Source organism: Kribbella sp. CWNU-51, assembly GCF_054073265.1.
Map to the genome: position 1 here is coordinate 1,016,303 of NZ_JBSXMZ010000004.1, position 24,771 is coordinate 1,041,073.

Sequence of the window (24,771 nt, forward strand, 5' to 3'; positions counted from 1 at the left end):
ATGGAGAACGAGATGAAGGTGGTCGACGCCAAGGAGCGCAGCCGGTACGAGGCGCTGGACACCGACGGCAGCCTGATGGGCTTCGTCGATTACCGGCTGCACCCGGGTGTGATCAGCTTCCTGCACGCCGAGACCCTGCCCGACTTCCGCGGCCGCGGCGTGGCCGGCCGGATCGCGACGAAGTCGCTCGACGACGCCCGCGCCCTCGGCCTGCGGGTCAAGCCGGCCTGCCCGTTCTACCAGGACTATCTCGAGCAGCACCCCGAGTACGCCGACCTGGTCAAGCACCCCGGCGAGGAGGCGGCGCAGTGACCGCACCTGTGCTGGGCAAGGTCGAGTGGCAGCCGACCGCCGACGTACCGGGGTTGCTCGCCGCGCCGGTGCGTGCGGCGCTCGGCGAGATTCCGGCGTACGCCGCCGCGATCGACCCCGGTCTGGCCGACACCGCCGCCTTCTGCGCGGAGTACGACGTACCGATGGCCGCGTCGGCGAACTGCGTGATCGTGCTCGGCAAGCGGGCCGGTGAGGCGACGTACGCCGCCGTCCTGGTGCTGGCCACCGACCGGGCCGACGTGAACGGCGTGATCCGCAAGCACCTCGGGGTGCGGAAGATCTCCTTCGCCGCGCAGGACGACGCGGTCGCCTCGACCAACATGGAGTACGGCGGAATCACGCCGATCGGACTGCCCGCGGACTGGCCGGTCCTGGTGGACAAGGCGGTCGCGCAGGCCGGTCCGGTGGTGATCGGCAGCGGCATCCGCGGTTCCAAGCTGCTGCTCGACGGCGCCGAGCTGGCGAAGTTGCCAACGGCAACAGTGCTGGACCTGGCCCAGCACTGAGACCGGACGTCAGCCGGGCGATCGTGGCGACTGACCGCGACGCCAGGAGTCGAGCACCATCAGGGTCTTGGTGCCTACCACGTTGCGGTCGCGCCGCAGCTGGTCGATCAGCCGGTGCAGGTGCTGGACGTTGCTGACCCGGAAGTGGACGAGGGCATCCGGGTCACCGGCCACCGTGAACACCTCGATCACCTCGGGGATCCGCCGCGCCGACGCGGTGATCGACTCGACGTCGGTGTTGCCGTTGAACCGGAGCTCGGCGAACGCCTCGATCGACTCGCCGAGCCGGTCCTGGTCGACCACGGTGCTGTAGCCGAGGATCACGCCGGCTCGCTCCAGACGCTCGATCCGCCGCTTGACCGGGGACGGCGACAGGCCGACCCGGTCGGCGATGTCGCGGACCGTCCGGCGCCCGTCGGCCACGAGCAGTGCCAGGATCTGACGGTCCGTCGCGTCCAGTTCCTGATCGAGGCTCATGCGTCAAAAGTACATCGGGAGGACGAGAACGTGCGTCGCATAGCGTTCTCGCGAGACTTCCCCGCTTGCGGTGGTGGATAGACGCGTCATTGTTGCGCAGCGCAGCGGCCGCCACGGACACTCCTGGCCATGACCGCCGTACCTGTCACCGCGACACCTCTGACCGTGCCGGACACCGGCGTACTGCGTGAGATCGCCGATCGAGTGTTGTGGCTGTCCACCGCGATCGTGGACGCCGCCAACCGCCGGCCGGCTGCGCCACAGGGCGTGAAGGTCGGCGGGCATCAGGCCTCCAGCGCGTCCCTGGTGGACATCATGGTGTCGCTGTGGTTCGCCGAGCTCACCGCCGCGGACCGAGTCTCGGTGAAGCCCCACGCCTCGCCCGTGCTGCATGCGATCAACTACCTGCTCGGCGATCTCGATCCGGCGTACCTCGGGACGCTCCGGGCCAGAGACGGTCTGCAGTCGTACCCGAGCCGGCGCAAGGATCCCGACACCGTCGACTTCTCGACCGGGTCGGTCGGCATCGGCGCGACGGCGCCGCTCTGGGCGGCGATGTCCCACCGGTACCTGCGATCACATCTCCCAGAGACGCCCACGGCCGGCCGGTTCGTCAGCCTGGTCGGGGACGCCGAGCTCGACGAGGGCGCGGTCTGGGAGGCCATCGCCGACCCGATGGTTGCCCGGTTGGGCGAGGTGCTGTGGATCGTCGACCTGAACCGGCAGTCCCTCGACCGGGTGGTGCCGGACATCCAGATCGGCAGGCTGCAGGGCATGTTCGCAGCGGCCGGCTGGCAGGTCATCACCCTGACCTGGGGACGCACCATCGGTGCGCTGTTCGAGCGGGCCGGCGGCGACGAGCTTCGTCGCCGGCTGGAAGGGATGCCGAACGAGGAATACCAGCGGCTGCTCCGCGCCGACGCGTCCGAGCTGGCCCATCGTTTGCTCGGCCCGGCCGGCACTCCCCGGCTCGCGGCGCTGCTGGACTCGCTGACATCGGCCGAGCTCGCCGACGCGATCCGTGATCTCGGCGGCCATGACATCGGCCTGCTCCTGGACACCTACCGGACCATCGACGCGGACCGACCGGCGGTGATCTTCGCGTACACCGTGAAGGGTCGCGGCCTGCCGATCGAGGCGCATCCCGGCAACCATTCGGCGCTGCTGTCCGACACACAGCTCCGGCAACTCGCGGACGCCGTCGGGGCGGACCTCGACGACCCGTGGGCGGCCTTCGATCCGGACAGCCAGGCCGGACTGTGCTGCGCCGGCCGCGCGGCGGCCCTGCGCCGTACCGACGGTCCGGGTCAGTCGGCGCTCGCCATCCCCGAGTCGCTCAACCGCCCGCATCGCGCAGCGATCTCGACCCAGGCGGCGCTCGGCCGGTTCCTCAACGAGCTCCATCGCGTCGCTCCGGAGGTCGCCGGCCGGGTGGTCACCTGCAGTCCCGACGTGGCGTCCTCGACGAATCTCGGCGGCTGGATCAACAAGACCGGCGTGTGGTCGGTCGAGGACCGGCCGGACTGGTTCCGTGACGACGCGGACCGGACGTTGCGCTGGTCCGAGGTGACCAGTGGGCAGCACATCGAGCTCGGGATCGCGGAAGTCAATCTTGTCGGCCTGCTCGGCGAACTCGGCGCAACGTGGTCCCGCTGGGGTCAGCGTCTGATCCCGATCGCAACGCTGTACGACCCGTTCGTGGCAAGGGCGCTCGAGCCCTGGTCGTACGGCATCTACGCGGGCGGCCAGGGCATCCTCGTCGGTACGCCGTCCGGTGTGACGCGGCCCCCGAGGGTGGTGCGCACCAGTCCGTCACCACGCCGTCGATCGGCCTGGAGCAGCCAGGGTGCGTCGCCTGGGAGCCCGCCTTCACCCAGGACCTGGAGTGGTGCCTGCTCGCCGCGATGCACTCGGTCGGTGTGCCCGGCGGCACCTCGGCGTACTTCCGGCTGTCCACCCGGCCACTGTCGCAGGAACTCGCGCGGGTCCCCGAGGACCCGGTTCTGCGCGAGCGGCGCCGGCGGCAGGCCGTTGCCGGCGGCTACCGTCTCACCGATCACGATCCGGGCTCCGAGCAGGTCACCCTCGTCGCCGCCGGCGCGATCATGCCGGAGGTCGTCGCGGCCGAGCGAGTGCTGCACGAGCTGGGCATCGTGGCCGGCGTCGTCTGCCTGACCAGTCCGGACCTCGTCTATCGGTCGGTGCAGGCCCGCGGTCGCACGTACGCCGAGCCGGCCGGCGACATCGCCTCCGTCCTGTTTCCGTCCACGCATCCGGTGCCGCTCGTGACCGTGCTGGACGGCCACCCGCACACCTTGTCCTTCCTGGCCGGCGTCCGGGGCGACCGGACGATGAACCTCGGGGTCACCGAGTTCGGGCAGTCGAGCGACCTGGCCGACGCGTACCGGATCCACGGCATCGACGCCGGGTCCGTCGTCGACGCCGCACTGAGCCTGCTCGGTCGGTGACGCCGTACGCCCTACTGTGGTGCCCACAGACAGGACCGGTACGTCGAAGGGATCGCAGTGGACCACCCGACGGATGACGTCCGGGACCAGATCCTGGCCGCGATGGTGCCGGTCGTGCACGGCATCCAGGCCACCTTCGGACCCGACTGCGAGGCCGTCCTGCACGACTACCGCACGCCCGAGTCGTCCGTCGTAGCGGTGGCCGGTGGGGTCACCGGCCGCGAGCCGGCGTCGGCGATGAGCGAGATCGGGCTGCGGATGCTCCGCCGGGGGGACGCGGCGGAGGATGACCTGAACTACTTCGCCCGGCTCCCGGACGGCCGCCAGATCAAGTCGTCCACGATCTTGCTGCGCGATCCCGGCGGTCATGTCTTCGGCGCGTTGTGCATCAACGTCGACGTGACCGCGCTGCGGTCGGCCGGACAGGCGATCTCCCGGATGCTCGGGCAGCAGACGGCCGAGGACGCGCTGCCGACGTTCAGCAGCGACCCCGATGCGATCATCGACTCCGCGCTGAACGAGGCCGAGCAGACGCTCGGCCGGCCGTTGCGCGGCTTGTCCGCCGCGGACCGGCTGGAGCTGTTCCGGCTGCTGGACGCGCGCGGGGTGTTTCAGTTGCGGAAGGCAACGACTGCGGTGGCGCAACGCCTCGGGGTGTCCCGGGCGTCGGCGTACAAGTACTTGTCCCAGGCCCGCGAGGACGAGCAGGCCTAGTTCGGGTCGTCCGCGCGAGGTGCGACGACAGGCTCGACGGTGATGCGCCCGTCGGCCGCGATCCGGTGCAGGCGGTCGAACTGGACGAGCGCGGTGTCGATGTGGCGTGGCACCAGCACGACCAGACTGCCGGGCTCGAGAAGGATGCCGTTTCCGTCCAGAAACAGGTGCTCCTGCGACGGACGTCCGACGTGCAGCTCCGGATCGCTGACCACGACGGCATGCGGTACGCCGGCGTCGACCTGGATCGCGGTGAGGCCGGCGTCGACCGTCAGCCCGCCGGACCGCTTGCTGATCACTCGCGCGACGACAGCGGCGGCCGCGATGAGATCCGCGCCCTCCCCCTGGGCGGAGAACCGCTCGAGGCTGCGTTGATCGTTGTAGACGACCGTGCCCGCGCCGAACGTCATCACCTCACTCCAGGCGACGCTGGTTCGCTGCTGCGCATGCTCCACGAAGGTGTGCGTGCCGCCCACGACGACCTCACCGACCTCGTGACCTGCCGCCCGCAACGCGTCCACGACCGCCGAGACCTGTGCCAACTCACGGGACACCGCCTCCCGTTTGGCCACCGGATCGTGATCGGCCAGATGACCGTCGTACACGTGCAGACCGGCCAGCCGATGCCCGGCCGCCACGAACGCATCGGCGACGCCGACCGCCGCGGCCACGTCGTCCAGCGATACACCGGTCCGCCCCAGACCTGGATCGAGATCGACGGAGACGTCGACGGGCTGCTCCCAGCCGGACGCCGCCTTCGCGTCCTCGGCCAGCACACTCACCGCCGTGCCGGGGAATCTCGCCGCCATCGCGGCCACGATCGGCCGGCTCGCCTCGGTCACCGGCTGCGCCAGCAAGACATCGGGTACTCCGAAGGCCAGCAGGGCGGACAACTCACCGAACGTCGACACCTTGAACCGACCGACTCCAACGGCCCGGAGACGGTCGACCGTCCAGCGCGTCCGCGCCGTCTTGACATGCGGTCGCCAGCGTTCGGCCCCGCCGATCAGCTGGATCACGGTAGCGATGTTGTGCTCGACGGCAGCCTCGTCCAGCACCACAGCCGGCGTGCGGATCGTGTGCGGTACGACGTCGGCCGCTGCGGAGACCCGGTCGAATCTGGAATCGCTCACCGATCACACCTCTCGTCGACTGGACATTTCTTCTAAACCGTGGACATTTAGTCTAACATCGGAGCCGGACACCCACCGAAAGGAAGGTCGTGATGACCGAGTCCTCGCTGCCCGCGCCCGTGCAGCCGTTCGCGCAGTACCGGCCCCTGCGGTCACACGACGGACTGCTCTACATCTCCGGACAGGTCGCGGTGGTGGACGGTGCCTTTCCGCACCGCGGCCGCGTCGGCGCCGAACTCACGCTCGAAGAGGGCGTGTGGTGTGCACGGCAGTGCGCCCTCAACGTCCTCGCGGCCGCGGTTGCCGAGACGGGATCCCTCGACCGGATCACCGCGGTGCTCAAGCTGACCGTGTTTGTGTCGGGTGGCGACGGATTCACCGACCATCACCTGGTCGCGAACGGCGCCTCGGACACGTTCCTCGAGTTCCTCGGCGAGGAGACCGGCAGCCACGCGCGCTCGGCCGTCGGCGTACCGCGTCTGCCGATGGACTCGCCGGTCGAGGTCGAAGCCGTGCTCGCGATCGACTGAGGACGCGAACCCATGACCTATCGCAACGTCGACCTCGACGGTGTGAGCCTCGGTTATCGCGACCCGGGGACGTCCGGCCTGCCGGTCCTGCTGCTGATCCACGGTCTCGGCGCGTCGTCGGCCACCTGGGAGCGCGTCGTCGCGCGCTACCAGGACCGGTTCCGGGTGGTCGCGCTCGATCTGCGCGGTCACGGACGGAGCACGTGGACCTCGTCGTACGAGCTGCCCGACATCGTCATCGACGTGTCCCGGTTCCTGCAGGCGCTCGGCATTCCGCGGGCCACCGTGCTTGGTCACTCGATGGGTGGTCTCGTCGCGCTCCTGTTCGCGGCCCGCTGCCCCGAGCAGGTCGAGCGGCTGATCCTCGAGGAGGCGCCGCCACCGCTGCCCGCGTCGCCGCCGCGCGACGAGGGCGCCCGCCCCGACGGCGAGCTCGACTACGACTGGAACATCCAGGCGCCCTTCAGCCGGCAGCGCAACCGTCCCGACCCGCTCTGGTGGGACCAGGTAGCCGGGATCGCTTGCCCGGTGACCGTGATCCGTGGCACCGAGAGCCACATCGGCGCCGGCAGTGTCCGGCGGATGGTCGAGGTATTTGCCGATGGCAACCTCATCGAGCTGTCCGGTGGCCATGACCTGCACACCGAGTGCCCGGAGGCCTTCGAGGCCGTTCTCGACGAGATCCTGGGCGACCCGCACTGACGGCGCTCACTGCCCCCGGAGCCGGAGCGCCGGAACGGAGTTGCCCCGACCCGTCATCGGGCGCGCCGCCAGCAGCGAGCCGATCAGGGCGCCCTCGGTCGCGTCCAGGGTCGCCTCGAAGAGCGCAGACAACTCGGCATCAGGTACGTCGCCGTCGGTCGAGACGGTAAACGCGATCGCATAGTCGCCGCTCTCGTGGCCGTAGGCACTACCCACTCTCGCCATCCCGAACACGGCCCGGCGGGCGACCCGGGTCAGTTGCCGCGCGTCGAGGGGCGCGTCGGTGGCCACCACCAGCACACACGAGCCGTTGTCGCGGCGATCATCCAAGCCCTCGGCGGTGGGCTCGCAATCGTTCAGCCGCAACCTGCCGCCGAAGTTCGCCAGCGCGAGAACGCCGACCGTGCACGGGCGGCCACCCAGCTCGCCGGTGCGTGCCGACGTACCGATCCCCGCTTTGTAGCCAAGGGCAACCATTCCGGTGCCGGCGCCGATACTGCCCTGATCGACCGGCCCCGGCCTGGCGTCCGCGATCGCGCGCAGGACGTGGGCCTCGGTCACGGGCCGGGCGCGGATGTCCGACAGCCGGCCGTCGTTACACTCCCCCACCACCGGATTGAACGACAGTACGTCGTGATGCCGCGGATCCGCGAGCATCCAGGACACCAGCGCGTCGGCGGCCCGGAAGGCGGACAGCGTGCCGGTCAGGACGATCGGTGACTCGATCTCGCCGAGCTCCTGCACCTGGGTGGATCCGATGAACTTGCCACGACCGTTACCACTGAAGAACCCCGCCGGCAGCGGCGAGCCGGGGCCGATACCCGCCGGGACGATCGCGGTCACGCCGGTGTGGATGTCCGCCCCGTCGTCCAGCGTCACGTGTCCGACGTGGACGCCGGGAACATCGGTGATCGCGTCGTCGGGGCCTGGCTCCCACTGCGCCGCCCGGGTCATCGGTCCGAACTCGCGATCCGCTCGGCCGCTTCGAGACCGCCGGCGCGCAGCCGGGGAATGTCGGTTCGCACCAGCCACCGGGCGCGCTCGAGCCGATCCGTCTGCTCACGCTCTTCAGGTCCGACCAGGGATTCCACGACGCCCGACGCTAACAACGCCGCCGACCGTCGGGGTTGTCGTTTCCACCGGGATCACGGCGGCCGGTTGGAGTTTTCGCCGGTTCCACTGGACAGCGGATTTAGTAAAACTATATTCTCATCAGCACGAGTGAAGATTTGGATTCATCATGCGCGTCTACATCTCTGCGGATCTCGAAGGAATCGCCGGCGTCGCCAACCTCGACCAGGTGGTGCGCGGCGCCCTCGGGTATTCGCGGGCCCAGCAGCTGATGACCGCCGAGGTCAACGCGGCGATCGAGGGCGCGTTCGAAGGCGGTGCCACCAGCGTCGTCGTGAACGACAGCCACGGCACGATGGACAACCTGCTCCCCGACCAGCTCGACCCGCGGGCGCGGCTGGTGTTCGGGGCGCCGAAGGCGCAGTGCATGGCGCAGGGCCTGACGCCGGACTTCGACGTCGCGTTCTTCGTCGGCTACCACGCGGCCGCCGGCTCCCCCGGCGTTCTCGCGCACAGCTTCTCCTCGCACTTCCTGCGGCTCCGGCTGAACGGCGCCGCGGTCTCCGAGGCCGACGTCAACGCGCTCTACGCCGCGTCCCAGGGAGTGCCGATCGGCCTGGTTACCGGCGACAAGGATCTGTGCAAGGCGACCGCGACCAGCCTGCCCGAAGCGGTCACAGTCTGCGTCAAGGAGGCCGAGGGATGGAGCGCCATCGACAGCGTGCATCCGGTCGCGGCCGCCACCGCGATCCGCAGCGCCGCGGCACGCGCCGTGCAGTCGGTCCAGTCGTTGCCGCTGGCATCGGTCCCGGCACGGCTCGAGGCCGAGGTGGAGATGTCGATGCCGACCGCCGCCGAGCTGGCGGCGCAACTGCCGGGCTCGGTGCGGGTGTCCGAGCTGGCGGTCCGGCAGACCGTGGACACACCGGCCCAGTTGCTCGGGCTGATCGTCATCTGGTCCCTGCTCGCCGGCGTGGCCGCCCGCGAGCGGATCGGCCTGATACAGCGCCGTTGAGCGCACTGGGAGGATGACCATGTTCGCCACCGATCGCACCGTGGAGTCGTTGCTGGACCGTCTGGGCAGCACCGTGGTGGACGTCGTACACCTCGCCAATGGCGGGATGACCGGCGTCCGGCAGGTACTCATCGGCGCCCGGGCGCTGGACGGCACCGAAGTGCGGGACGGTGTGCTGCTGGGCTGCGATGTGGACAGCACCGAGCACGTGGCCGAGCTCCTCGAGGTGCTCGGCCCGGACGGCCTCGCGGCGCTGGTTCTGGCCGAGAAACCGGAGGTCGACCGGCGCTGCGTCGAGAAGGCCGAGCGGTACGGCGTGACCCTGCTGCGCTCGACCGGGGCCATCAACTGGTCGCAGCTGGCCGGTGCGGCCTGGCAGTTCCTCGAAGCCGCAGAGCCGGCCGGATGGACCGACAGCTTCGGAACCACTACCGCCGATCTGTTCCGGTTCGCGACCACCGTCAGTTCGATCCTCGGTGCGCCGGTGACGATCGAGGACCTCTCGTCGACCGTGGTGGCCTTCTCCCCGGGCCAGGAGGACGTCGACCCGGCCCGGACGGCATCGATCCTGTCGCTGCGGGTTCCGGAGCGATGGCAGCAGGAGTACCGCGCGAACGGCGTCTACGGCCGGATCTACCGCGCCCGGGAACCGGTACTGATCTCGTCCTCGGACGGAATACTGGCCCGGCTCGCGGTTGGTATCACGGCCGGCACCGAGGCGCTCGGCTCGATGTGGGCCGCGGTCGCGACCGAACCGACGGCCGAGCAACTGCTCGCCTTCCAGAACGCGGCGAACTCCGCCGCCCTGCTGCTGCTCCGGCGCCGCCACGAGATCGATCCCGAGCTGCGCCGCCGCGAGCAGTTGCTGCTCGCGGTCCTGGACGGCGGTGCCGCCGCGGCAGAGGCCGCTCGCGGTCTGGACCTGGACCGGCGCGTCGTGTGCATCATCGGTGCGCGCGCCGTCGGCCAACCGGAGGCAGGTGGCCAGGAGCGAGCCGACACGCGCGCCGAGCGGACGGCCACGCTGCACAAACTGCGGCAGTCGCTCGCCCTGCAGTTGTCCTCGACCAATCCGAAGGTCTCGGTGGTCCTGTCCGACAACACCGTGTACGCCGCCTTTCCGCTGCCGTCGTCGGCTCGCGACACCAGCCGGGCCGAGGCCGCGGCCCGCGCCCACGTGACCCGTGCCTGCCCCAACGGCGACATCGTCCTCGCGGTCGGCCGGCTGGCCCGCACCCTCGACGAGATCCCGCTGTCGCGCGCCGATGCCGACGGCGTCCTCGATGTCTTGTGCAACGAACCGAACGACCAGCGGGTGGCGACGATCGCGGACTTCCAGGGCCGGATGCTGCTGCGCCGGATGCGGCGCCACCTTGCCGCCGAGTCCCTCCCGCCGGCCGCGATGATCGAGGCCCTCCGCGAGCACGACGCCGTCCACAGCACCGGCCTTCTCGATGCCCTCGACGCCTACCTGGACTGCTTCGGCAACGTCGGCCGGGCCGCGCGGCGGCTGTCCATCCACCCGAACACGCTGCGGTACCGGATGCAGAGCGTGGCCCGCGTCGGCGGGATCGACCTCGAGGACTCCGGAACCCGCTTCGAGCTGATGCTGCAGCTGCGGCTCCGGACCGGATGATCAATCCACCAGGTGCCTGCGGAAGAACGCCAGCGCTCGCCGCATGACGTCGATCTGATGGGTGCGCTCCCGGATCACGTGCGGCTCCCGCGGGTACACGACCAGCGTCACCTCGGCACCGGCTGCCCGCAACGCGCGGTTGTAGCCCGTCGCCTGGCTCAGCGGGATGCGTACGTCGCGTTCGCCTTGCAGGATCAGCACCGGCGTGGTCACCCGCTCGGCGAACGTGACCGGTGACCGGTCGACGGCGCCGGCTGCGTCACCGGTCGCCGGTTCCCACGGGATGCTGCCGGCCAGTGTTCCCTCGAACAGCGGCTTGTCGGTCGTCAGAACCAGCGACCGCCAATCGGTCACTCCCGCACCGACGATCGACGCTTGGTAGCGATCCGTCTGGGTGACGCCCCACGCGGCGAGGAACCCGCCTTGGCTCCACCCACCGATTCCCAACCGGTCCGGGTCGGCGAGGCCGAGTTCGATCGCCCGGTCGACGGCCGCCTCGACGTCCTTCCACTCCGCGCCGCCCATGTCCGCACGGGCCGCGACCGCGAACCGGTACCCCTTTCCGTTGCCGCCGCGGTAGTTCGGCATCAGGACATGGATTCCTGCCGTCGCCATCAACTGCCCCCAGTCCAGCGGCGCGCAGTGCAGGCCGAGATTGGACCGGCCGTACGGGCCGCCGTGCGGCAGGACGACGGTCGGATGCGGACCCGGACCGAACCGGGCCGGCGGCGCGATGCTGATGACGTCGATCTCCAGCCCGTCGGCGCTGCGGGCCACGAACGACCCGACCTCGGCGAGCTCCACACCGGCCAGCGCCTCGCCGTACGACGAACATCGGACCAGCTCGTCCGGGCGGCCGGACCACAGCTCGATCAGGCCGCCCGGCGCCTGCATCGCCGCACCCAGCTGATGGGTGTCCGCGACGTCGAACGCCTTGATGTCGCCGTCCAGCCGCGCCAGGTCGTGCGACTCGGCACCGACCGGGTACGCGCGGACGATCGTCTCCAGACCATCGGCGAGCGTCACCACAGCGGTGTCCGGCTGCGCCGTACGGACGGCGATGACGCAGATGGTGTCGTCAGGCCCCGGACCGGCGGCGACCGGTTTCGCGTCCTCGGTCGCGGACACCGTCCAAAAGGTTGCCGCTGACAACGGTTGCGGGTCGAGCGGCGCCTTGAAGACGAGACTGTCGTCGCGCTCCAGCCAGCCGAGGTGATCGGCCCACGGCGCCGAGCAGACGACCGTCCGGGTGCCGGTGACGACGTCGACCACCTCGACCTCGGCCAGGAGACCGGACTCGGGCTCGACATCGGGCTGAGCGACGACCGCGATCCGTGCACCGTCCGGTGACCAGGCGAGCTCGGTCACGTGCCGGTCCACTGCCGTGACGGCCCGTCCGACACCGGTCGCCACCTCGACGACGTGGACGACGCCCGGCCGCCAGTCCTCGCCGAACACCTGCTCGTCGTCGACCGCACCACCGGTGAAGTGCACCGGCGTCGGCACCAGTACGGCGAGCCGATCTCCCAGCGGTGACCACGCCAGGCTGACCACCGAGGTGCGCAGCGCATACAGGGCGCGGGCCTCGCCGCGACCGGTCTCCAGGACGTATACCGACCGGACACCCCGGTCGGCCCGATCGGACAGGAAGGCCAGCGCCGTACCGTCGGGTGACCAGCGCGGGCAGCAGTCGTCGGGGCCGTGCGTCCATTGCTCCGCGCGACCCGATCCGGTCACAGAGGTCCAGATGCCGCCCCGCGGGTTGGGGTCGTCGACACCGTTCGGCGCCGCACGCCAGGCGACCCGGTGGCCGTCACGCGAGATGGCGACGTCCTCGGGCACCAACAGGTCGCAGATGAGCTCGGGAGTCAGTGATGTCGTCACAACCACTACGCTAGGCCGCCGAGCCGGGCTGCGGATGGTGGATTCAGCCGACGATCCACGCCGCGGTTGGGTCTTCGCACAGACGGCGGCGTCAGTCGACCGCCCGCGGCGAACGGGTCACGATCGAGATCGCCAGTGCGTCACGGGCGCCGGAGTTGATGACCCGGTGCGGCCGTTCGCCGCGGAACGTCACAGCGTCGCGCCGCGCCAGGTCGTAGGTCTCCGCCCCGATCTCGACGGTGACGTCACCCTCCACCACGACCAGGCACTCCTCCCCCGGATGCGACACCGGCCGATCCGCCGTGGACTGACCCGGGGCGAGCCGGACCTCGATCACCTCTAGCTCACCGTCGGTGTCCGGGGTCAGGACGTCGTACGCGATCTGGCCCCGGCCGCGCTGGCCGGTCCCCGACCGGCGGACCACCTGCCCGTTCGGTTTCTCGTCCTCGAGCAGCAGCTGGAACACCGGCACCCGCAGGCCACGGGCGATCCGGCGCAGGGCGGGCAGGGACGGCTGCGTGGTGCCGGACTCGATCTGACTGATCGCGCCCGGGCTCAGCTCGGCGGCTTGCGCGAGCTCGGCCGCCGACATCTCCCGCGCCCGCCGGAGCCGCCGGATGGTCGCTCCCACCGCCGCCGACTCGTCGGCGGCGTCACCCGGCGGCTCGGCGTCGCCGAGCTTCCGCGCTCGAAGGGTCACCGCACGTCACCGTCCTGTCCGGCCTCGTTGCTCCGTCGCCAAATCTATCGTTCGCCGCGCCAGGATCAGGCCCGGATCGACGATCGGCAGGCCGTGTTCCACCCGGCTCAGCGCCTGTGGGATCTCGGTGCACGCCGCGAGGATGGCGTCGCAGGCGCCCAGGGCTAGCGCGCACTCGGTGAGGACGGTGCCGGCGTGGGCCAGGTCGTCGCCGGCTTTCACCGCCTTGATCGCCTCCAGGATGCGGCCGTACTGCAGCTCGTCGGGGGTCACGCAGTCGATCCCGGCGGCCTCCAACCGGCGCTGGTACAGGCCCGATGTCATCAGTCCCGGCGTACCGAGCAGACCGACTCGCCGTACCCGCGGACGGTGCCGGGCGAGATGGTCGGAGGTCTCCTGGATCATGTCGACAACCCGCACGGCGATCCCGTCGGCTGCGGCCGGCAGGAAGTGGTGGGCGGTGTTGCACGGTACGGCGATGAGCGTCGCGCCGAGCCGCTGGAGCGCCCGCAGCCCCTGCCGTAGCCAGGGGGTCGGGTCCACACCGTCACCGAGGATGGCCGCGCTGCGATCCGGCGTCGACGGGTCCGACCACAGCACGACCGGGAAATGGCTCTGATCGCCGGCCGCCGGCGTGAGCTCGATCAACCGGCCGTAGAACTCGGCGGACGCCAGCGGACCCATGCCCCCGAGGATCCCGATCGTCGATACCGCGTCCGTCACGTGACCAGTCCTCGCCCGTCCACCGGCCACGGGTCGGCCCGCTTGCCACCGGACACGATCTGCACCTGGTCGGCCAGGTTGACCACCGGGCAGACATGGTTCGGTACGACGACCACCGTCTCGCCCAGTCGCGGCCGCGGACCGTCACCGGGCAGCACGACGCCGTGATGGTCGTGGAGGCGGCTGATCACCGCCGCCGGGTACTTGGGCAGCACGCCGTACCCCTCCAGGCCGGCCGGAAGATCGCTGGACAGGACCTTCGCTCCGGCGTCGACGATCACGTGGTCGCGGCCGACGCTGACCACCGTCGCCTGAACGGTCAGTGCGACCGCGGACCATTCGCACGCTCCGAGCCGGACCTGCAACCGGTCGTTGAAGACGTACGTCCCCGGCCGCTCCTCGGTCACTCCGGTGCGCTCGTCCTGGTGCGAGGTGGGCGTCGATCCGGCGCTGAGCTCGCGGACGTCGTACCCGTGGGCGCGGAGCGCCTCGTCGTACCGGCGCAGGGTGAGCACCTCGTCCTGGGCCGCCGCACCGACGCCGTCCCGGCTGCGGTACGAGTGGCCGCCATGAGTGAACACCCCGACGACGTCCAAGCCGGCCTCCGTCGCCGACCGCGCGACCGCGAGAGCGGCCTCGACCGACCGGACGCCACTGCGTCCACCCCCGCAGTCCGCCTCGACCAGCACCTCGACCGGCGCTCCGGCGGATCGCACTGCCGCACCAACCCGGGCCGCGCCCTCGGAGCTGTCGACGCCGAGCCTGAGCCGCCGCGTCGATGCCCTCAGCATCGTGAGCATTCGCAATCGGTCGCCGGTCGGCCAGACCGGATAGGCGACGAACAAGTCGTCGATGCCGGCGGCTGCGAACATCGCTGCCTCGGACAGCGTCGCGACGGTCAGCCCGGTCGCGCCGTACTCGAGCTGCATCCGGCCCAGATTCACCGACTTGTGCGTCTTGGCGTGCGGCCGGAGGGCGGCTCCCCGGCTCGTGACCGAGGCGGTCATCGAGCCGAGGTTCGTCTCGACCCGGTCGAGGTCGACCACCAGCGTGGGCGAGGTCAGCCCGTCGACGCTGACTTCGGCCAGCTCGTCGAGTCCGGCCTCGCCGTCGTTCGACAGCACAGGTCCTCCACTCGCGTGCATCGTCACCGGCGACCCACCCTCAGCAACTCCGGGTTCTCCGCGGCGAAGTGGCAGGCCGCGGCATGGACCCGCCGGTCCGCGCCGTCCCGCGGGTCGATCCGCAGGCAGATCTCGTGGTCGGCGACGACCCCAGGGCCCTGCGGACACCGGGCGGCGAACCGGCAGGCGGATTCTGCCGGCCCGATCTGCGCAGACGGCGCTGGTTCGGCGCCGGCCGTCGGACCGCTGCCGGGTACGGCGGCGAGCAACTCGCGGGTGTACGGATGCTGTGGCTCGTCGATCAGGGCGTCGGTCGGACCGGACTCGACCACGCGGCCGGCGAACATGACCGCGATCCGCTCGCTCACGTACCGCACCACCGGCAGGTTGTGCGAGATGAACATCAGGCCGAGGCCGAGCTCGCGCTGTACGTCGCGCAGAACGTTCAGCACCGACCCCTGCACGGACACGTCCAGCGCCGAGGTGATCTCGTCGGCGATCAGGAAGCGCGGAGAGGTCGCCAGCGCTCGCGCGATCGCGGCCCGCTGACACTGGCCGCCGGACAACGAGACCGGCAGCCGGTCGGCCACCGAGGCGTCCAGGCTGACCAGATCCAGCAGCTCCGCCGTCCGCGCTCGTGCTGCCGCCGGTGTGGTCCTGCCGGTGGCCAGCACCGCCTCTGTGATGGCGTCGCCGATCCGCATCCGCGGATTCATCGAGGACGATGGATCCTGGAACACCAACTGGACCGCGGACCGCAGCCTCGCCAGCTCGGCGCGACCGGAACCGACCGGACGGCCGTCCAGCACGATCCGGCCGGAGCAGGAGGGCAACAGCCCGACCATCGCCCTGGCCAGAGTGGACTTGCCGGATCCCGACTCCCCCACCACGCCCAGCGATCCGCCCGCCGGTACCTCGAGAGTGACAGTGTCCACTGCCGGCGCACCGTGGCGCCGGGAACCGTATCGAACCGAGAGACCCTCGACCGCCAAGGCCGTCATCGAGGCATCGCCCCGCTCACGCTGGTCGTCGCCACCGGATGCCAGCACGCCAGGCGGGCGCCAGGACCGACCTGCTCCAACGGCGGCATCGATTCGGTGCAAGATTCGGTGGATCGATCGCAGCGCGGAGCGAACGGGCAGCCGGCCGCCTCGTCGTTCCTGGTCGGCGGCCGCCCCGGTATGGTTGCCAGCGGCAACTGACGGTCGGTGGTCATGGTCGGGACCGAGCGCAGCAGCGCCCGCGTGTAGGGATGCCGGGCCGCGGTGGTGACGTCGCGGGCCGCGAGTTCCTCGACGATCCGGCCGGCGTACATCACCACGACCCGGTCGCAGACGTCGAGGATCAGGCTGATGTCGTGCGAGATCAGGACAACCGTGACGCCGGCGGAGTTCGCGTCGGCCAGCAGCTTCATGATCTCGCCCTGGATCGTCACGTCGAGCGCGGTCGTCGGTTCGTCGGCGATGATGAGGTCCGGCTCGCACATCAGGCTCATCGCGATCATCGCGCGCTGGCGCATACCGCCGGAGAACTGGTGCGGCCGCTCGCCGAGTCGCTGCTCGGCGTGCGGAATCCGCACCTCCGTCAGCCGCCGGGCGGCCAGCTGCCGGGCCGCGGACCGACTCAGCCGGCGATGGATCCGCACGCCCTCCGAGAGCTGGGCACCGACTGTCATCAACGGGTTCAGCGAGGACATCGGATCCTGGAAGATCATGCCCAGCGATCTGGCGTACAGCCGACGGGCCGCAGCCGGCCGCAGCCGACGGGGATCGGTGCCGCCGACCGAGAACGTCCCGGCCCGGATCTCGGCGGTCGGCGGCTGCAGACCGGCGACGGCCATCGCGGACATGCTCTTGCCGCTGCCGGACTCGCCGACGACTCCTACCATCTCCCCCCTGGACAGGCGGAGGCCGAAGTTCCGCACCACCTCGACCATCCCGTCCTCGACCGGCACCGCGACGCGGAGTCCCTCGACATCCAGCACCTGGTCGCCGACCGCTGCCAGGGCCGGTGGTACCTCCTCGGACGCCGCTGACGAGCGACTGACCTTGCGGGTGCTGACCTGACGCCGGCCGGCCAGCGCGGCGAGCGCTTCGCCGCAGAAGTTCAGGACCACGCCGGCGATCACGATCGCCACCCCCGGAGCCAAGGCCGCGAGCGGGCTGAGATAGATGCTGTCGAGGCCCTGCGCCAGCATCTGTCCCCAGTCGTACGCCGGAGGCTGGACACCCAGTCCCAGGAACGACAGGCCGGACAGGAACAGCAGTGCACCACCGATCGCGAACGTGGTGTTGAGGATGAGCGGCTCGGCCACGTTCGGCAGCACGTGCCGGATCAGGATCCGGGTGCGCGACAGGCCCATCAGCCGGACGGCGGAGATGTAGTCGCGGGTGACCACCGACGACGACAGCGTCTGGGCGAGCCGGGCGAAGCTCGGTGCGAATGCGATCGCCACCGCCACCACGGCTCCGCCACCGCCGACACCGACGATGACGGACAGGAACATCACCAGCAGCAGATCGGGGAACGACAGCCAGATCGCCAGCACGCTGGAGAACATCCGCTGCGCCCGCTGGCCCAGCAGCGTCGACAGCGCGCCGAACAGCACACCGCAGACCGCACCGGACACCGCGGACAGCAACGCCAGCGACAGGCTGGTCCTGGTCGCGACCATCACCCGGTAGAAGACGTCACGCCCAAGGCCGTCAGTACCGAGCAGATGGTGTGCGCTCATGCCCTCGAGCAGGTGATCGGTGTCCGGCACCGTCGCCCGCCCGGACCACAGCAGTGGAGCGATCACCGCCACCAGCAGCAGGACGACCGCACCGGCCAGTCCGATCGTCGCCGTACTCGTGCGCGTTCCGCGCCGTCGCATCCTGATCTGCATCAGGTACTCCTGATCGAGGACTGGGGGTCGATCAACGCGAGCGCGACGTCGACCACGAGGTTGGTGACCAGCACGATGATTCCGAGCAGCAGCACGATGCCCTGCACGACCTGGTAGTCCTGCGCCAGGATCGCCTGCACCAGGGTGGTCCCGAGGCCGGGCCAGGCGAAGACGCTCTCGACCAGGACGGTGCCGCCGATCAGGCCGGGCAGCATCATGCCGCTGATGGTGAGAACCGAGGTCAGGATGTTCGGCAAAGCGTGCCGTCCGTAGGTGCGTACCACCGACAGCCGCTTGCTCCGCGCGGTCCGCAGGTAGTCCTTCTCCAGCACGACCAGGGTCTCGACCCGGACGATCCGGGCGAGGTGTCCGGCCAGCCCCGCGGACAACGCCACGATCGGCAGGATGTAACTCGGTACGCCGGTCCGTCCGGCCACCGGCAGCCACTTGAGGGTGACCGAGAAGACGAAGACCAGACCGACCGCGCTGAGGAACTGTGGAATCGCCCCGACGAACCCGGTCCCGAAGGTGAACAGTGCGTCGAGCGATCGCCGCCGACCACTGCGGGTGAGCACCGCCACCGCGATACCGGTCGGCAGCGCGATGACCAGGATCGTCAGAAACGCCAGAGTCGCAATCTGCACGGTCGGTGGGAGCCGGTTCGCGACGATGCTGCCGACCGGCTCGCCGGTAGCGACCGAGGTCCCGAACTGGCCGTGCAGTACGTCGCCGACATAGTCCACGAACTGCGCCGGAAGCGACTTGTCCAGCCCCAGTTCGTGGCGCTTGGCACGGATCAGCTCGGCCGACGCACCTGGCGGCAGCGACGACCGGACCGGATCACCAGGGACCAGGTGCAGCATCAGGAAGGTGAGCGTGAGCAACGTGCCGGTCGCGACGACGAGCCGCCCCGACCGCCGCGCCGCGAATGTCAGCCAGGGGCTCGTGACCCAGCCGGGGCGCTGTGTCCCGGACTGGGTGAGCCGGCCGGCTGTCTCCGTGCTGGCCATGACGTTGTGTCCTTACCCGAGCCGGAGGCTGGTCGGGATCACCGCTCCGGCGCCGACCTCGAAGCTCACTCCGTTGCCGAAGATGATCGAGTTCTGGGCCGCGACCGGCAGCACGTTGGCGGCACTCAGCAGGGCCTTCGCCGCCTCGTTCCACAGCGCGCAGCTCTGCTGTCCCGGCTGGCCGTAGGCGCGGCCGGCCAGATCCCGGTACTTCGCGTTGGCGACCGCCGAGAAGTTGGTGCCGTTGGGCGGTGTTGCCCCCGAGAACTGACCGACCAGGTTGGACGGCAGCTGGTCCGACGCCCGGGCCAGGGCCACGTCGCCCCAGTTGCCGGCCTGGCTCCATTTCCCGTCGATCGCGGCCGGAGTCAGCGGCTGTGTGCGGACCGCGATGTGCAGGTTCTTCTCCCACAACGAGGCGAGCAACTGTCCGGCCGAGACCGAGCTCTGGGCGTTGCTCGGGTAGATCAGCGTCAGCTCGAGCGGCCGGCCGTCCTTGGCTCGTTTGCCGTCGGCACCGGTCGTCCAGCCCAGCCGGTCGAGGGCGGCGTTCGCCGCGGTCACGTCGTACGCCGGAACCACACCGGTGGTGACGTCGTCCGCACACGGCTCGCCGCCGCCGTCGGTGAGCCGCGTCGCCACCGAGCCCAGATTGCCGGTGTTCACCTTCGCGACCTGGTCGAGCGCGGCACCCTGGACCAGCGCCTTGCGCAGAGCCTCGTCGGCGAGCAGCCGGCCCTGGGCCTGGTTGAAGAACAGCTCCGACGTGATGTGGAAGTAGCCGCGCTCGAACAGTTTCCGGTCCTTCAGGCGGGGTGTGTCCGGGCCGCGGATGTCGGCGATGTTCAGCTCGCCGCTGAGCAACTGGTTCGCCGCCGTCGTTTCGTTCGTCGACACCACAACGGTGACCTTGTGCGGGAACTTCGCGTCACCGGTGCCGGCCCCGTCCGGACCCCAGGTGTAGCCGTCGCGGACGGCGAAGTCGTACGACTTGCCCGGCACCGCGGCGGTCACCGTGAACGGCCCGGTCCCGTCGCTGCCGGTGGCCAGCTTCGACCGGTTGCCGATGCTCGACGGGCAGACGATCAGCACCTTGGACAACTGCTCGAGGATGAAGCCGCTCGGTTCGGCGTACTTGATCGCGAAGGTCCCGGCCGCGTCGTCGGCGGTGGTCGTGTAGCCCGAGCCGGGCAGCACGGACCCGAGCAGCGGCGAATGGTTCGCCGGAGTCTTGATCCACTCGAAGTTCTTGGCGATGTCGGACGCGGTCAGCTCGTGGCCGTCGTCGCACTTCACCCCCTTGTTCAGGGTGAACGTCGCGGACGAGGCGTCGAACGTCCAGCTCTTCGCCAGGTTGGACACGATCTTGCCGTCGCCGGTCAGGGCGACCAGGGCGTCGTACGCCAGACCCGCCACCTGCTGGCCCGCCGAGTTCGTCGACTGGGACGGATCCAGCTCGCCGGGGTCGCTGCGGATCGCGTACCGCACGGTGGTGCCCGTGCTGCTCGACGAGTCCGCACCAGTCGAACAGGCGGTGCCCGCGGCAACGACCGCCGCCGCGACGAACAGCCCCTGCCAGTGCTTGATGGTGCGCATCCGAACCTCCTCCAGTCGCCTTCTCCGTAGAGTAGGAGCGTGATCGCGGCCGCGAATTGGTCGATCGACCAATTCCCGCGAGGTGATTTGGCGCATCGCATCCAGGCCGCGCGCAGTACGCTGGCCGGGGTGATGGGGGCGATGCAGCAGGACGACTGGCCGGCCGAGTACGCGGCGCTGACCGCGGCCGGCCGACGTGCGCCACTGCAGCCCGCAGAGCTGGATCGGCTGGCGGTGGCGGCGTTCGTACTGGGGCGCGATGACGAAGTCGTCCGCTACCGGGAGCAGGCGTATGACGGACACCTGGCCGAGGGAGAGGTCGAGCAGGCGATCCGGAGCGCGTTCTGGTTGGGGTTTCACCTGCAGCAGCGCGGTGACCTCGCGCGGGCGGCCGGCTGGCAGGCGCGGATCATGCGCCTGGTGCCGGCAGGAAACGTCGAGCTGACCGGTCGACTTGCGATGGCCGAGGCCGCGCTGACGATGAACTCAGGTGACGCCGCTACCGCGTTGCCCTTGTTCGAGCAGAGCCGGCAGTGGGCGACCGAGCCTGACATGATCGTGCTGGCCGCGCTCGGTCGCGGGAACTGCCTCGCGATGCTCGGCCGCGGGGCCGAGGCTCTCCTCGCCCTGGATGAAGCGATGGTGCACGTGACCGGTGGGCGCGTCGGTCCCGAGGTCACCGGGATGGCGTACTGCTCGGTGATCGCGCTCTGCCTGAACATGTACGACATCCGCCGCGCACAGGAGTGGACGCGCGCGCTCACCGGCTGGTGTGACTCGCAGTCCGGCCTGGTGCCCTACCGCGGTGCCTGCCTGGTGCACCGCGCCCAGATCCTCCAGTTTCGCGGCGCCTGGAGCGAGGCCGCCGAGGCGGCCGAGGACGCCTGCCGCCGGCTGTCGGCGGGCACGGTCGGATCGGCGTGGTACCGGCTCGCGGAGGTGGAGCGCCAGCGCGGCAACTTCGAGGCGGCCGAACGCGCGTATCAGCTGGCAGCCGGAGACGGTCTGGACGTCCAGCCCGGTCTGGCCCGGCTGCGGGCCGAGCAAGGCAGGTTCGACGTTGCGATCGCCGGTCTCGAGCGGGCGCTGGCCGAGGACCCGTTGTCCCCGAACCGCCCGCTGCTGCTCGCGGCGCGGGTCGAGCTCGCCATCGAGTGCGGTGACCGCGAGACGGCTCGCAAGACGGCGGCCGAGTTGAACGAGTTCGCGCGGGCGGAGTCGCCGTACCTGCAAGCGCTGGCGGCGTACTCCGAGGGTGCGGTGCGGATCGCGTGCGGCGACCCGCAGGGCGCGATCCCACCGTTGCGGCGGGCGTGGACGTGGTGGCAGCGGCTGGAGATGCCGTACGAGGGTGCCCGCACCCGGCTCCTGGTCGCAGATGCCTGCCGGCAGCTCGGAGACGTCGACGCGGAGCAGATGGAACTGGACGGCGCCCGAGCCGTCTTCCAACGCCTCGGCGCCGACGGCGACCTGACAATGGCCGACCCGTCGGACAACAGCAGCAGTCTCAGCCCGCGGGAACTGGAGGTACTGCAGCTACTCGCGACAGGGGCGACCAATCGGGCGGTTGCAGAGCAGCTGTTCCTCAGCGAACGGACGATCGCCCGGCATGTCAGCAACATCTTCGGGAAGCTCGGGGTGAACAGCCGGGCAGCTGCCACGGCGTACGCGTATGAGCACGGGTTGACTGGGTAGAAATGACCAGTCGCCTCCGGGCTGAGTTGGCGTGATCGGTGGATGTACGGCTGACCGGACGGCCCTACGGTGAGTTCATGAACAGGGTCGGGACTGTGGTGATCGGAGCCGGACAGGCCGGCCTGGTGATGGGCTACTACCTGCGCCAGGCGGGCGAGGATTTCGTCGTACTCGATGCCGATCAGCGAGTCGGTGACTGCTGGCGGAAGCGGTACGACTCGCTGCGGCTGTTCAGCCGGCCGCGCTATGCCAGCCTGCCGGGGTTGCGGATCGGCACGCGGGACTGTCCGACGCGCGACGAGATGGCCGACTATCTGGAGCGGTACGCCGTTCACCACGAGCTGCCGGTCCGGACCGGTGTCCGGGTCACGCGGCTGTCCCGCGACGATCAGGGCTTCGTGATCGAGACCAGTGACGGCACCTGGCACGCCGATCAGGTCGTCGTCGCGGCCGGCATGCACACGAAGGAACTGCGGCCGTCGTTCGCGGGCGAGCTCGATCCCGCGATCCGGCAGCTGCACTCGATGGAGTACCGGAACCCGGAGCAGCTCGCGGACGGGACGGTCCTCGTGGTCGGCGCTGCCAACTCCGGGACCGACATCGCTCTCGAGGCGGTGAAGACGCATCGCACCCTGCTCGCCGGTCGCCACCCGGGTCAGGTGCCGGTCGACATCGACTCGACCACCGGGCGCCTGTTCACGCCGCTGGTGATGTTCCTCTTCAAGTACGTGTTCACCCGCGCGCGGTCGGTCGGACGGAAGGCGATCGCGAACGCGGAGCAGAACGGTCTCCCGCTGACCCGGAACAAGCTGGCACACCTCGACGCGGCCGGCATCACCCGGCTCGGCCGGATCGCAGGCGTCCGTGGCGGGTTGCCGGTGACGGCGGACGGCGACGTACTCGAGGACGTCACAACCGTCGTGTGGTGCACCGGTTCCGTTCCGGACCACAGCTGGATCGACCTGCCGGTGTGCTCCGACGACGGGCGGCCGCGGCACGTGCGCGGGGTCTCGCCGGACGAGCCGGGGCTGCTGTTCCTCGGCCTGGACTTCCAGTACGCGATCGCGTCATCGACCATCCAGGGCGTCGATCGGGACGCCCGCTACCTGGTCCGGCGGATCCGCGATCTCGCTCGGCGGAGCGCCGACCGGCCCGTTGCCGTGGACAGGCGGTAGCATCGCGGGCTGAAATGGGTGAGTGGACGGGTGCGGGCGTTTCTACCGGCCCCGAGCGAAGCGAGGGTGCGGGTGAACTCTTGACGGTGAGTGGTGGCGACGGCGGTCCGACCGCGCTCAGGATCATGCTCGGCGGACAGCTGCGGCGGATGCGCGAGCAGGCCGGGATCAGTCGCGCCGACGCGGGCTGGCAGATCCGCGCCTCCGAGTCCAAGGTGAGCCGGATGGAGCTCGGCCGGGTCGGGTTCAAGGAACGCGATGTCAGCGACCTGCTCGAGCTCTACGGAATGGCCGACGACGAGGAACGCTTCCGGCTGATGGAGCTGGCCCGGGCCGCGAACAACCCGGGCTGGTGGTCCCGGTACGGCGACGTGATGCCGAGCTGGTTCACCAACTACGTCGGCCTCGAGGTCGCGGCGACGCTGATCCGGACCTACGAGGTGATGTTCGTCCCCGGCCTGCTGCAGACCGAGGAGTACGCGCGTGCCGTCGTCCAGCTCGGTAAGTCGTACCTGCCGAGTGCGGAGGTCGATCAGCGGGTCGCGCTGCGGGTGACCCGGCAGCAGATCCTGACCCGGCCGAACCCGGCCCGCCTGTGGGTGGTCATCGACGAGTCGGTGCTGCACCGCCCGGTCGGTGGCGAGGACGTCCTGCGGGCCCAGATCGAGCACCTGCTCAAGTGGGCCGCGCAGCCGAACATCACGTTGCAGGTGATGCCGTTCAGCAGCATCGGGTATCCGGGCGCTGGTGGCGCGTTCAGCATCCTGCGGTTCCCCGAGGGCGACCTGCCGGACGTCGTCTACATCGAGCACGCGGCCAGTGCGCTGTACCTGGACAAGCTCGACGAGGTCGACGAGTACGTCGCGATCATGGAGGGGCTCACGATCGCGGCCGCACCCGTCTCGGCGACCGAGGGCCTGCTCAAAGAGGCCCTGGCGCGGATCGACTGATCACTCGACCTTGAGGTCGACCTTGATGTTGCCGCGGGTGGCGTTGGAGTACGGGCAGACCTCGTGGGCCTTCGCGACGAGCTCCTCGGCGACCGCACGCTCGACGCCGGGCAGGCTGACCACCAGCGCGACCTCCAGGCCGTAGCCGGCGCCGCCGTTGATCGGCCCGATGCCCACCTCGGCGGTGACGGTCGAGCCGTCGGCGTCCTGGCGGGCCCTCCGGGCGACCACCTTCAGCGCGCTGTGGAAGCAGGCCGCGTAGCCGGCCGCGAACAGCTGCTCCGGGTTGGTGCCCTGGCCGTTGCCACCCATCTCGACCGGCGGCGCGACGGTGACGTCGAGCTTCCCGTCGTTGGTCGCGACCTTGCCGTCGCGACCGCCGTGGGCGGTGGCGTGAGCGGTGTACAGAACCTTTTCTACTGCGATCGTCATGTGTTGGGTC

Annotated in this window: 24 protein-coding genes and 1 pseudogene; 12 read left to right on the forward strand and 13 right to left on the reverse strand. The window is 70.2% G+C overall.

What is annotated here, in order from left to right:
* A complete protein-coding gene (locus ACXC9Q_RS06975) occupies positions 1–312 on the forward strand; it encodes a GNAT family N-acetyltransferase (protein WP_457055635.1) in 312 nt (103 codons plus the stop codon).
* The gene (locus ACXC9Q_RS06980; RefSeq protein WP_457055636.1) at positions 309–839 is read left to right on the forward strand and encodes a YbaK/EbsC family protein; all 531 of its coding nucleotides are present in this window, start codon (positions 309–311) and stop codon (positions 837–839) included. Before ACXC9Q_RS06975 ends, ACXC9Q_RS06980 begins: the two co-directional genes overlap by 4 nt.
* Before the next feature lie 9 nt (positions 840–848).
* Here the strand turns inward: ACXC9Q_RS06980 and ACXC9Q_RS06985 are convergent, their stop codons facing one another.
* Entirely contained in the window at positions 849–1,316 is a 468-nt protein-coding gene (locus tag ACXC9Q_RS06985; protein WP_457055637.1) for an Lrp/AsnC family transcriptional regulator, read from the reverse strand.
* 315 nt (positions 1,317–1,631) lie between these two features.
* Between ACXC9Q_RS06985 and ACXC9Q_RS06990 the strand changes: the two are divergent.
* From ACXC9Q_RS06990 to ACXC9Q_RS07000, 3 genes and pseudogenes are all read left to right on the forward strand, one after another.
* Positions 1,632–2,069: pseudogene (locus ACXC9Q_RS06990) on the forward strand (pyruvate dehydrogenase); the annotation flags it as partial.
* A gap of 1,151 nt (positions 2,070–3,220) precedes the next feature.
* Complete coding sequence (locus ACXC9Q_RS06995) at positions 3,221–3,784, forward strand: transketolase-like TK C-terminal-containing protein (RefSeq protein ID WP_457055638.1); 564 nt, start codon at positions 3,221–3,223, stop codon at positions 3,782–3,784.
* 57 nt (positions 3,785–3,841) lie between these two features.
* On the forward strand, positions 3,842–4,498 hold the full coding sequence (locus ACXC9Q_RS07000; protein ID WP_457055639.1) for a helix-turn-helix transcriptional regulator: 657 nt from the start codon (positions 3,842–3,844) through the stop codon (positions 4,496–4,498).
* On the opposite strand, the gene ACXC9Q_RS07005 is transcribed toward ACXC9Q_RS07000, so the two are convergent.
* On the reverse strand, positions 4,495–5,631 hold the full coding sequence (locus tag ACXC9Q_RS07005; protein ID WP_457055640.1) for an alanine racemase: 1,137 nt from the start codon (positions 5,629–5,631) through the stop codon (positions 4,495–4,497). The two genes, ACXC9Q_RS07000 and ACXC9Q_RS07005, sit on opposite strands and share 4 nt — an antisense overlap.
* 92 nt (positions 5,632–5,723) lie before the next feature.
* Here ACXC9Q_RS07005 and ACXC9Q_RS07010 point away from each other — a divergent pair, with 92 nt between their 5' ends.
* On the forward strand, positions 5,724–6,161 hold the full coding sequence (locus tag ACXC9Q_RS07010; RefSeq protein WP_457055641.1) for a RidA family protein: 438 nt from the start codon (positions 5,724–5,726) through the stop codon (positions 6,159–6,161).
* Positions 6,162–6,173: 12 nt separating this feature from the next.
* Positions 6,174–6,863 carry an alpha/beta fold hydrolase gene (locus tag ACXC9Q_RS07015; protein ID WP_457055642.1) on the forward strand — a complete coding sequence of 230 codons (690 nt, stop codon included), beginning with the start codon at positions 6,174–6,176 and terminating at the stop codon, positions 6,861–6,863.
* 6 nt (positions 6,864–6,869) lie between these two features.
* Here ACXC9Q_RS07015 and ACXC9Q_RS07020 read toward each other — a convergent pair whose 3' ends face one another.
* Positions 6,870–7,817 carry a P1 family peptidase gene (locus tag ACXC9Q_RS07020; protein WP_457055643.1) on the reverse strand — a complete coding sequence of 316 codons (948 nt, stop codon included), beginning with the start codon at positions 7,815–7,817 and terminating at the stop codon, positions 6,870–6,872.
* Positions 7,814–7,954, reverse strand: a complete 141-nt coding sequence (locus ACXC9Q_RS07025) for a hypothetical protein (protein WP_457055644.1) — start codon at positions 7,952–7,954, stop codon at positions 7,814–7,816. Before ACXC9Q_RS07025 ends, ACXC9Q_RS07020 begins: the two co-directional genes overlap by 4 nt.
* A 149-nt stretch (positions 7,955–8,103) precedes the next feature.
* Here ACXC9Q_RS07025 and ACXC9Q_RS07030 point away from each other — a divergent pair, with 149 nt between their 5' ends.
* Positions 8,104–8,949 (forward strand): M55 family metallopeptidase, encoded by an 846-nt coding sequence (locus ACXC9Q_RS07030; protein ID WP_457055645.1) that lies wholly within the window; start codon positions 8,104–8,106, stop codon positions 8,947–8,949.
* Between the two features lie 19 nt (positions 8,950–8,968).
* Entirely contained in the window at positions 8,969–10,585 is a 1,617-nt protein-coding gene (locus ACXC9Q_RS07035) for a PucR family transcriptional regulator (protein ID WP_457055646.1), read from the forward strand.
* Here the strand turns inward: ACXC9Q_RS07035 and ACXC9Q_RS07040 are convergent, their stop codons facing one another.
* The 8 genes from ACXC9Q_RS07040 to ACXC9Q_RS07075 form a co-directional block, all read right to left on the reverse strand.
* Entirely contained in the window at positions 10,586–12,469 is a 1,884-nt protein-coding gene (locus ACXC9Q_RS07040) for a S9 family peptidase (RefSeq protein ID WP_457055647.1), read from the reverse strand.
* Positions 12,470–12,560: 91 nt separating this feature from the next.
* Entirely contained in the window at positions 12,561–13,169 is a 609-nt protein-coding gene (locus ACXC9Q_RS07045; RefSeq protein ID WP_457055648.1) for a helix-turn-helix domain-containing protein, read from the reverse strand.
* A 6-nt stretch (positions 13,170–13,175) separates the two neighbouring features.
* Complete coding sequence (cuyB, locus tag ACXC9Q_RS07050) at positions 13,176–13,892, reverse strand: cysteate racemase (protein ID WP_457055649.1); 717 nt, start codon at positions 13,890–13,892, stop codon at positions 13,176–13,178.
* The gene (locus tag ACXC9Q_RS07055; RefSeq protein WP_457055650.1) at positions 13,889–15,016 is read right to left on the reverse strand and encodes an alanine racemase; all 1,128 of its coding nucleotides are present in this window, start codon (positions 15,014–15,016) and stop codon (positions 13,889–13,891) included. The genes cuyB and ACXC9Q_RS07055 overlap by 4 nt, the downstream gene beginning before the upstream one ends.
* A 23-nt stretch (positions 15,017–15,039) precedes the next feature.
* Complete coding sequence (locus tag ACXC9Q_RS07060) at positions 15,040–15,951, reverse strand: oligopeptide/dipeptide ABC transporter ATP-binding protein (protein WP_457055651.1); 912 nt, start codon at positions 15,949–15,951, stop codon at positions 15,040–15,042.
* 62 nt (positions 15,952–16,013) lie between these two features.
* The gene (locus tag ACXC9Q_RS07065; RefSeq protein WP_457055652.1) at positions 16,014–17,903 is read right to left on the reverse strand and encodes a dipeptide/oligopeptide/nickel ABC transporter permease/ATP-binding protein; all 1,890 of its coding nucleotides are present in this window, start codon (positions 17,901–17,903) and stop codon (positions 16,014–16,016) included.
* Positions 17,903–18,913, reverse strand: a complete 1,011-nt coding sequence (locus ACXC9Q_RS07070) for an ABC transporter permease (protein WP_457055653.1) — start codon at positions 18,911–18,913, stop codon at positions 17,903–17,905. The genes ACXC9Q_RS07065 and ACXC9Q_RS07070 overlap by 1 nt, the downstream gene beginning before the upstream one ends.
* A gap of 12 nt (positions 18,914–18,925) precedes the next feature.
* Positions 18,926–20,509, reverse strand: coding sequence for an ABC transporter substrate-binding protein (locus ACXC9Q_RS07075; RefSeq protein ID WP_457055654.1), 1,584 nt, complete (start codon positions 20,507–20,509; stop codon positions 18,926–18,928).
* A 39-nt stretch (positions 20,510–20,548) separates the two neighbouring features.
* Here ACXC9Q_RS07075 and ACXC9Q_RS07080 point away from each other — a divergent pair, with 39 nt between their 5' ends.
* From ACXC9Q_RS07080 to ACXC9Q_RS07090, 3 genes are all read left to right on the forward strand, one after another.
* A complete protein-coding gene (locus tag ACXC9Q_RS07080) occupies positions 20,549–22,204 on the forward strand; it encodes a LuxR C-terminal-related transcriptional regulator (RefSeq protein WP_457055655.1) in 1,656 nt (551 codons plus the stop codon).
* A 77-nt stretch (positions 22,205–22,281) separates the two neighbouring features.
* Positions 22,282–23,379, forward strand: a complete 1,098-nt coding sequence (locus ACXC9Q_RS07085; RefSeq protein WP_457055656.1) for a flavin-containing monooxygenase — start codon at positions 22,282–22,284, stop codon at positions 23,377–23,379.
* Between the two features lie 125 nt (positions 23,380–23,504).
* Positions 23,505–24,329: a helix-turn-helix domain-containing protein gene (locus ACXC9Q_RS07090; protein WP_457055771.1), complete on the forward strand. Its 825-nt coding sequence runs from the start codon at positions 23,505–23,507 to the stop codon at positions 24,327–24,329.
* On the opposite strand, the gene ACXC9Q_RS07095 is transcribed toward ACXC9Q_RS07090, so the two are convergent.
* Complete coding sequence (locus ACXC9Q_RS07095; RefSeq protein WP_457055657.1) at positions 24,330–24,761, reverse strand: organic hydroperoxide resistance protein; 432 nt, start codon at positions 24,759–24,761, stop codon at positions 24,330–24,332. It lies immediately after the preceding gene.
* Between the last annotated feature and the right edge of the window lie 10 nt (positions 24,762–24,771).

Excerpts from the sequence above, each read along its gene's own strand:
- ACXC9Q_RS06975 (WP_457055635.1), top strand. The coding sequence starts at position 1 with ATGGAGAACGAGATGAAGGTGGTCGACGCCAAGGAGCGCAGCCGGTAC.
- ACXC9Q_RS07070 (WP_457055653.1), bottom strand. The coding sequence starts at position 18,913 with ATGGCCAGCACGGAGACAGCCGGCCGGCTCACCCAGTCCGGGACACAG.
- ACXC9Q_RS07090 (WP_457055771.1), top strand. The coding sequence starts at position 23,505 with ATGCTCGGCGGACAGCTGCGGCGGATGCGCGAGCAGGCCGGGATCAGT.
- ACXC9Q_RS07015 (WP_457055642.1), top strand. The coding sequence starts at position 6,174 with ATGACCTATCGCAACGTCGACCTCGACGGTGTGAGCCTCGGTTATCGC.
- ACXC9Q_RS06985 (WP_457055637.1), bottom strand. The coding sequence starts at position 1,316 with ATGAGCCTCGATCAGGAACTGGACGCGACGGACCGTCAGATCCTGGCA.
- ACXC9Q_RS07085 (WP_457055656.1), top strand. The coding sequence starts at position 22,282 with ATGAACAGGGTCGGGACTGTGGTGATCGGAGCCGGACAGGCCGGCCTG.
- ACXC9Q_RS07035 (WP_457055646.1), top strand. The coding sequence starts at position 8,969 with ATGTTCGCCACCGATCGCACCGTGGAGTCGTTGCTGGACCGTCTGGGC.
- ACXC9Q_RS07030 (WP_457055645.1), top strand. The coding sequence starts at position 8,104 with ATGCGCGTCTACATCTCTGCGGATCTCGAAGGAATCGCCGGCGTCGCC.
- ACXC9Q_RS06995 (WP_457055638.1), top strand. The coding sequence starts at position 3,221 with ATGCACTCGGTCGGTGTGCCCGGCGGCACCTCGGCGTACTTCCGGCTG.
- ACXC9Q_RS07020 (WP_457055643.1), bottom strand. The coding sequence starts at position 7,817 with ATGACCCGGGCGGCGCAGTGGGAGCCAGGCCCCGACGACGCGATCACC.
- ACXC9Q_RS07095 (WP_457055657.1), bottom strand. The coding sequence starts at position 24,761 with ATGACGATCGCAGTAGAAAAGGTTCTGTACACCGCTCACGCCACCGCC.
- ACXC9Q_RS07010 (WP_457055641.1), top strand. The coding sequence starts at position 5,724 with ATGACCGAGTCCTCGCTGCCCGCGCCCGTGCAGCCGTTCGCGCAGTAC.
- ACXC9Q_RS07075 (WP_457055654.1), bottom strand. The coding sequence starts at position 20,509 with ATGCGCACCATCAAGCACTGGCAGGGGCTGTTCGTCGCGGCGGCGGTC.
- ACXC9Q_RS07065 (WP_457055652.1), bottom strand. The coding sequence starts at position 17,903 with ATGCAGATCAGGATGCGACGGCGCGGAACGCGCACGAGTACGGCGACG.